Genomic DNA, 6,403 nt, shown 5'->3' with positions numbered 1-6,403 from the left:
ACGCCGCCTTGCTCGATAGCGCGTTTGAGTGCGAGAAAGTCGCTGCTCGACTGCGTCATATCAACATAAATGGGGTCTAGCTGAACCACGGTAGTAAGTGCTTGCACTTGATTGGCGGTGAGTAGTGCACCAGCGGTAACGCTGGATTTGCCACTACGGCCGCTGATAGGCGAAGTGATGCGTGTGTAATTCAACTCGATGCGGGCTTTATCGAGGGCGGCTTTAGCGAGTGCTACATCGGCCTGCGTTTGGGCGGCTGATGCTTGGGCATCGTCATTTTCTTGTTGGCTAACGGCCTTAATAGCCACTAAGCCTTCATAGCGTTTGGCGATCAATTTGGCCTGTTTGGCTAGGGCATTGGCCTTGGCTAGGGATGCGCTGGCGCTGGCATATGCGGCCTGATAAGTCGCTGGGTCTAATTCATAGAGCACGCTGCCGGCTTTAACTTCAGTGCCTTCGGCGTAGACACGGCGTTTAACGATGCCACCGACTTGCGGCCGCACTTCAGCAGTTTGAAAGGCTGTGACGCGGCCTGGCAATGTCGTAGTCAAGTCAATCGCTTGCGCCTTTAGCGTAATAATCCCCACTTCGGCGGGTGGCGGCGCACTGGCTGGCGCTTCTTGGCTGCCGCAGGCACTGAGTAAGCTTGATAACACCAGGGCGCTGGCTAAGTAAGGAAGACGCTGCATCATGACCTCGAGTTTATGACTGAAATAGCTCTGTCATAAATATAGATTGAATGTTCATTCTAAAATATGTCAGTCTTGACCTATAAGCAATAGCCTATGAGGCAAAAAGTGTCTGAACATACACCTGCATATAGTATGGATAAGGCGGCGTCTGCCGAAAAATCTGGCATCTGTTCTAGCGCAGATAGCCGCGCTAAATTACGCCGACAGCAAGTACTTGAGGCCGCTGAGCATTGTTTTCGTGCTTGTGGATTTCATGGTGCCAGTATCGCGAGCATTGCCAAAAAAGCGGGCATGAGCTCAGGCCATATTTATCATTATTTTGAAAATAAAGAGGCGATTATCGGCGCCAGTGTCGCGCATGAGGCCGGAATTACTGTTGCGCGTATGCAGGGTTTTGCTCGCAGCGACGATGTTTTGGCAACCTTAGTTGAGGAGGCTGAAGGCGCGTTAATGCGCAGCCTAGATCCGAGCAGCAATGCACTCATTATGGAAATTTTGTCTGAGGCAGGGCGCAATGCGCGCGTGGCTGAGCAGGTGCAAGCCGCCGATGTCTTAGTCAGTGAAGCTGTGCAGTGCTTGGTGCGGCGATCTTGGCAAGCTAAGCATCCAGGGCAGGTTTTGAGTGATGCGGTGGTGGTGGCGAAGGCGGAGATGTTGGGTGCGATGGTTGATGGCATTCGCATTCGCGCCATTCGCAACCCGAAAGTAAATCCTGAGGCTTTGCTAACACAGTTGCGCTCGGCCGTGCGTCATATCCTTGAGCAGGCCGATGGCAGTTAAAAGGCGCTATAAGCTAGCTAACTAGCGCCCAGTGATGCTATCAACGATAGAGTAAAGGCTCGGCCTTGCCCCAAAACACGCGATACGAAAATGCCGTGTAAGCCAGAATAACCGGCAATACAAACATCACGCCAAGTAAGACGACGCGCAATGCCTCAGGGTCTGATGCGGCGTCCCAAATGGTCATCTGGTCGATAATAATATAGGGGAACAAGCTATAGGCGAGGCCCCCTGAAGCGATGCAAAACAAGGTCACTACGCCAGTAAATGGCACCCAACTATAGCGCTCATTATCGTTACCAATGAGGCTAGCTAAGACACGATCAAGCATTAGTACTAAGGCTGTAGTAACTACGGGTATTGGCAGCAAGTAGTACAGGTTAGGCAGACTGAACCAGCGCTCGGCCATACGTGCGCTAACCAAGGGTGTGGCTAAGGAGATTGCGGCGATGCCGGCAGCCGTTAGCCACAAAGCTCCGCGAGCCCAATGCACGGCACGTTGGCGCAGCAGGCCTTCGGTTTTCAAAATCAGCCAGCAGGCGCCGAGCAGGGCATAGCCAGCGACAAAGCAGAGGCCAATAAAGGCGGAGAAGCCGTAGGCCATCCACGAATGGGCAAAATTGGTGAGGAAATGACCGAGCATAAAGCCCTGTGCCAAGCAGGCCATCAGCGAGCCGAGATAAAAGGCGGCATTCCATAAGGGTTGATGATTGGCACGGGCTTTAACGCGGAAATCGAAAGCAACGCCACGCAAAATCAGACCTAAGAGCAGCACTAAAACAGGGATATAAAGCTCGCCGAGGATGATGCCGTGCGCCGAGGGGAAGGCCACCAGTAATAGGCCGATGCCCAACACCAGCCAGGTTTCATTGGCATCCCAGAAGGGACCAATGCTGGCAATCATCATGTGTTTGTCGTCAATGTTGGCGCGCCGCAAGAGCACGCCAACACCGAGATCGAGGCCATCGAGCAGGCCGTAAAGCAACAGCGTAAAGCCCATTAAGCCGGCAAAAATCAGCGGCAGCATGTCATCGGGAATCCAAGGCAACATATTAGTGACCTCCAGTAGCGATGTTGTTGTCGACATGATCATCGCTGTGCTGCGCTTTCTGCGCTAGGTAAAACACTACCGAGACATAGGCCGCCATGAGGAAGGCATACATTAGCAAGTACATGGTTAGCGAGCCGAAAATCGTGGCGGCAGGGACGGCGCCAACGGCGTCTTTGGTGAGTAAGACGTTGGTGACGAGCCAGGGCTGGCGGCCCATTTCAGTGACATACCAGCCAGCGAGAGTTGCAACCCAGCCGGAGAAGGTCATGGCGACTAGGCCCTGTAAGGCTAAGCGCGGGTAGTTATCTTTACGGCGCCAGAGCAAAAATGCCCAGCCCCATGCCATGGCGAGCATGAGCATACCCATGCCGACCATGACGCGGAATGACCAAAAAACAGCGGCAACCGGTGCATGGCCAGCAGGGAATTCATCAAGGCCAGGCAGCTCGCCATCTAGCGAGTGCGTCAAAATTAAGCTGGCGCCGTAGGGCACGCCAATCGCGTAATCGTTACGTTTTTCAGCCTCATTGGGCATGGCAAATAGTAGTAGTGGCACCGAGGCTTCGCGTGTCCATACGGCTTCAATGGCAGCAATTTTCGCGGGCTGATGTTCCAGTGTATTGATGCCGTGGGCATCGCCGACCATGATTTGCACTGGGATGAGCATGGCGGCTAAGACTACGCCGGTGCGCAAAGCCATGCGCACATCTGAGCCATGGTCGCCGCGTAGCCAGCGATAAGCTGAGACACCAGCAATCAAAAAGGAGGTAGTTAGACCGCTTGCGATTAGCATATGTGTGAGGCGGTAGGGCATAGATGGATTAAAGATGACTTCCATCCAGCTAATGACATGCGCGCGGCCGTCGATCATCTCGAAACCCGTGGGTGTTTGCATCCACGAGTTCAGGGCTAAAATCCAAAACGCCGAGATGCTAGTGCCGATGGCGACTAGTAAGCAGGCCATGGTGTGTATGCTTTCAGACACGCGGCCGCGACCAAACAACATGATGCCGAGGAAGCCGGCTTCGAGAAAAAACGCGGTTAATACTTCGTAGGCGAGTAATGGTCCGGCGATATTGCCGACCGTATTCATATAGCCCGGCCAGTTGGTGCCGAACTGGAATGACATGGTGATGCCGGTGACCACGCCGATGGCGAAGGTAAGCGCGAAAATTTTCAGCCAGAAGCGATAAACGAGGAGCCAGCCATCGTCGCCAGTGACATGGTGGCGGATCTTGAAGAACACCATGAGCCAGGCTAAGCCCATGCTGATGGTTGGGAATAGGATGTGGAAGCTGATGTTGGCGGCGAATTGGATGCGCGAAAGCATCAAGGCGTCGAGTAAGGCAGGATCGGTCACTAGCGTACCCTCGTTATCAATTAATCAGACTTTAAACTATAAAATCACAAAGTATTGTGACTTGGCGCAGAAAAATTAGCGTTGGCGAGGACTATACGCCGTGTTTAACCAATCTGACGGCACTGACCATTGAGTCTGATATAAACGCGTGCCTCGTAAGCGCGGTTGGTCGAAATTTGCACTAACGGTGCCGTGCTTTTGGCGGCTATCGGCCATTTTTGGCAGCTCGTGGTCTATACACCAGTGGCCGCGTAACGCCTCTGGGTTGCCCTGCGTAGGGTCGGCCACAGCCCATTGCTTATCGCTGGCGGCAAATAGTCGGCCTTTGAGCCAGCACATGCGGGCTATCTCATCATTGCCTAAGGGCTGCTCTGCGGTTGCTACTAAATGCGCGTTAATGATCTCGCGAGCGATGGCCTTTTGGCTTATCTGCAGCTGATGCTGGCATAAATGGTCACGCTTGATATCGAGGCGATCATGCAGACCTGGGCCTAGCCATTGCTGATCGAGATTGGTTTCGGGGCGGCCTAAATAGAATTTTACCGCGAGCTCCCAATGCGTCAGCGTGCCATCGCGTTTGTTGCGTACGAGATAGTCGAGCTCGCCCAGCGTAATGCCATCTTCACGTATCGGTAAATTGGCGGCGACTAGCGCATAGCGCGGGTTATCGGGGTGCGCCAGCCAAAAGCTCAGCAGACGCTCGAGGTAGCAACCAAGACGGTAGTCGCGACTATTTTCGCTATGCGCAATGAGTGCTGCGGGTTCGCGATCTAGCTTCTGCAGTAGCGGCATGGTTTCAGTTAAAAGTTCGCTGAAAAATGCGTTATCTGGCCAATATACGTTGGAAAATCCAGCTGTGTCGCCTAATGGTGTTAGCAGCGGCGGCGTGCCAATCAGCCATGCTAAATCGCGCACAGCGGGTTGCGTAAAGGCTTGCCAGAAGTCGCTCATAAGCGCGCTATTAATGCTTTGGCGGGCGTGTGATGGCGCTGTTGCCATAAGCTTGTCGCCATGATCATCGCGTTTTCTGGCGTGTCGCTGAGTGCCAAAGTGCGCAAGGTTAGCGCCACCGTGCCGATAATCGCCATTTCGCCGTATTCGTGCGCTTGTTCGCCGTGCCACACGCGCAGCATCACGTCATCGCTTAGCAGTTCTTCAGGGCTATGGCGCTGATCAAAAATCATCGGCCAGTCTTCGTCTACAGGCTCGCCACTAACCACGCGTTTGGCTAAGCAAGTGCCGTCAGGATTGCGCTCGATTTCGCCGCCTTCGCCTTTAATCACGCAGCTATTGGCATAGCCCAAGAGCAGTGCCGCACGTTGATGCGATTCTCGGTAAGCAGGATGAAAGATGGCCTGCATCACCGCTGGCGCTTGCGTGGGATTGAGCAAGCGAGTCAGCGTGTGCACTGGTGAGCGAAGGCCGAGCAGGCTGCGCAGCTGAATCATGTCATCGAGCACGGGCTCAAGCTCACGCACGGGCAGATAAGCAAAGCCATTGTTGGCAATGGCTGCACTAGCCTCAGCCCAGCTTTGGCAAACCGCTAAATCTAAGCTCGGCAACACGGCCTCAGTGTAAAGACGATTACTGGTATGGCCGCTGGCACCGTGCATAAAAATGCGTACGCCATGCTGGCAGAGTAGTTTTACCGCGAGCAAAAACCACGGGTAATGTTTGCGTTTGCCAGCATAGGATGACCAGTCCAAATCCACTGCTATGGCTGGTAAGCCTGCGTCTTTCAGAGCTTCATCGCGGCGCTTTTCAATGGCTATTTTCGCCGCCATGACAAAGCCAGCCAGTTCTTCAGGGCTTTCTTCTTTCACCCGCAGCAGCATCAAAAATGCGCCTAGCTGCACTGGCTCAACTTCCCCGGCAACAATCATCGCCATGGCATCACGCGCCTCATCTAGCGAGAGTGAGCGGCTGGAGCTTTTACCTTTACCCAAGATGCGTACGTATTGGGCAAATGGGTGTTCGGCGTTTAGGTATTGATTGCGCATAATTAAAAACAGTTCGGTGGTTTTGGTAGGCCCGCGCATATGGCAACCCAGCGCATGGGCGTGTCGGGAAATAGCTGCATGAGCGCGATGCTATTGCCCACGTGTGGTGCTTCTTGGCTTAAAAACTTCACAAAGACGCGTGTGGTTGGCATGCGCTGGAAGCGTTGGTAAAAGTCGCGAGCGGCGTTGAGTACAGCGAGATGGTCGGCGCTCAAGCTTGCGCTTTTATTTGGTTCATTTGTGCTTTTGTGAGTGACACCGATGCTTGGAATGCATGCCGCGATGGCCTCTGCCATTTCCGGCGTCCATTCGCTAGGTTGGCGCAAAAAGCCTTCAGGGTCGAATTGCTCTGGATGGCCTAGGCGGCTATCGAGCGCGGTGACATCCCAGAACAGACTCATGACCAACTCAGGCTGCGTTGGTGTTGCGCCAGTAAATTTAGCCAGTCACTGTGGCTAAGGCGCGGGATGTGCGCCGGCCATTGGGCGTTTAGGCCTCGACTGCGCACGGCGTCATCGAG

7 protein-coding genes are annotated in these 6,403 nt (G+C 53.9%); 1 reads left to right on the top strand and 6 read right to left on the bottom strand.

Annotated features, from left to right (window positions below; translation table 11 throughout):
* Positions 1-692 (bottom strand): efflux RND transporter periplasmic adaptor subunit (locus AC3DKE_RS10290; RefSeq protein ID WP_487990620.1); only part of this gene is annotated, 692 nt, incomplete at its 3' end.
* Positions 693-797: 105 nt separating this feature from the next.
* Between AC3DKE_RS10290 and AC3DKE_RS10285 the strand changes: the two genes are divergently transcribed.
* Positions 798-1,472, top strand: coding sequence for a TetR/AcrR family transcriptional regulator (locus AC3DKE_RS10285; RefSeq protein WP_340675160.1), 675 nt, complete (start codon positions 798-800; stop codon positions 1,470-1,472).
* A 40-nt stretch (positions 1,473-1,512) separates the two neighbouring features.
* On the opposite strand, the gene AC3DKE_RS10280 is transcribed toward AC3DKE_RS10285, so the two are convergent.
* The 5 genes from AC3DKE_RS10280 to AC3DKE_RS10260 form a co-directional block, all read right to left on the bottom strand.
* Positions 1,513-2,559, bottom strand: coding sequence for a cytochrome d ubiquinol oxidase subunit II (locus AC3DKE_RS10280; RefSeq protein ID WP_340675159.1), 1,047 nt, complete (start codon positions 2,557-2,559; stop codon positions 1,513-1,515).
* Complete coding sequence (locus AC3DKE_RS10275) at positions 2,525-3,883, bottom strand: cytochrome ubiquinol oxidase subunit I (RefSeq protein ID WP_487990619.1); 1,359 nt, start codon at positions 3,881-3,883, stop codon at positions 2,525-2,527. Before AC3DKE_RS10275 ends, AC3DKE_RS10280 begins: the two co-directional genes overlap by 35 nt.
* Before the next feature lie 75 nt (positions 3,884-3,958).
* Complete coding sequence (locus AC3DKE_RS10270; RefSeq protein WP_487990618.1) at positions 3,959-4,834, bottom strand: DUF1853 family protein; 876 nt, start codon at positions 4,832-4,834, stop codon at positions 3,959-3,961.
* Positions 4,831-5,922 carry a glycosyl transferase family protein gene (locus AC3DKE_RS10265; RefSeq protein ID WP_487990617.1) on the bottom strand — a complete coding sequence of 364 codons (1,092 nt, stop codon included), beginning with the start codon at positions 5,920-5,922 and terminating at the stop codon, positions 4,831-4,833. Before AC3DKE_RS10265 ends, AC3DKE_RS10270 begins: the two co-directional genes overlap by 4 nt.
* Positions 5,886-6,284, bottom strand: coding sequence for a TusE/DsrC/DsvC family sulfur relay protein (locus tag AC3DKE_RS10260; protein ID WP_411729821.1), 399 nt, complete (start codon positions 6,282-6,284; stop codon positions 5,886-5,888). The genes AC3DKE_RS10265 and AC3DKE_RS10260 overlap by 37 nt, the downstream gene beginning before the upstream one ends.
* Positions 6,285-6,403 lie beyond the last annotated feature (119 nt).

The sequence above is a fragment of the Paraperlucidibaca sp. genome, from assembly GCF_982810325.1.
This window is presented reverse-complemented; position numbering and strand designations above follow the sequence as displayed.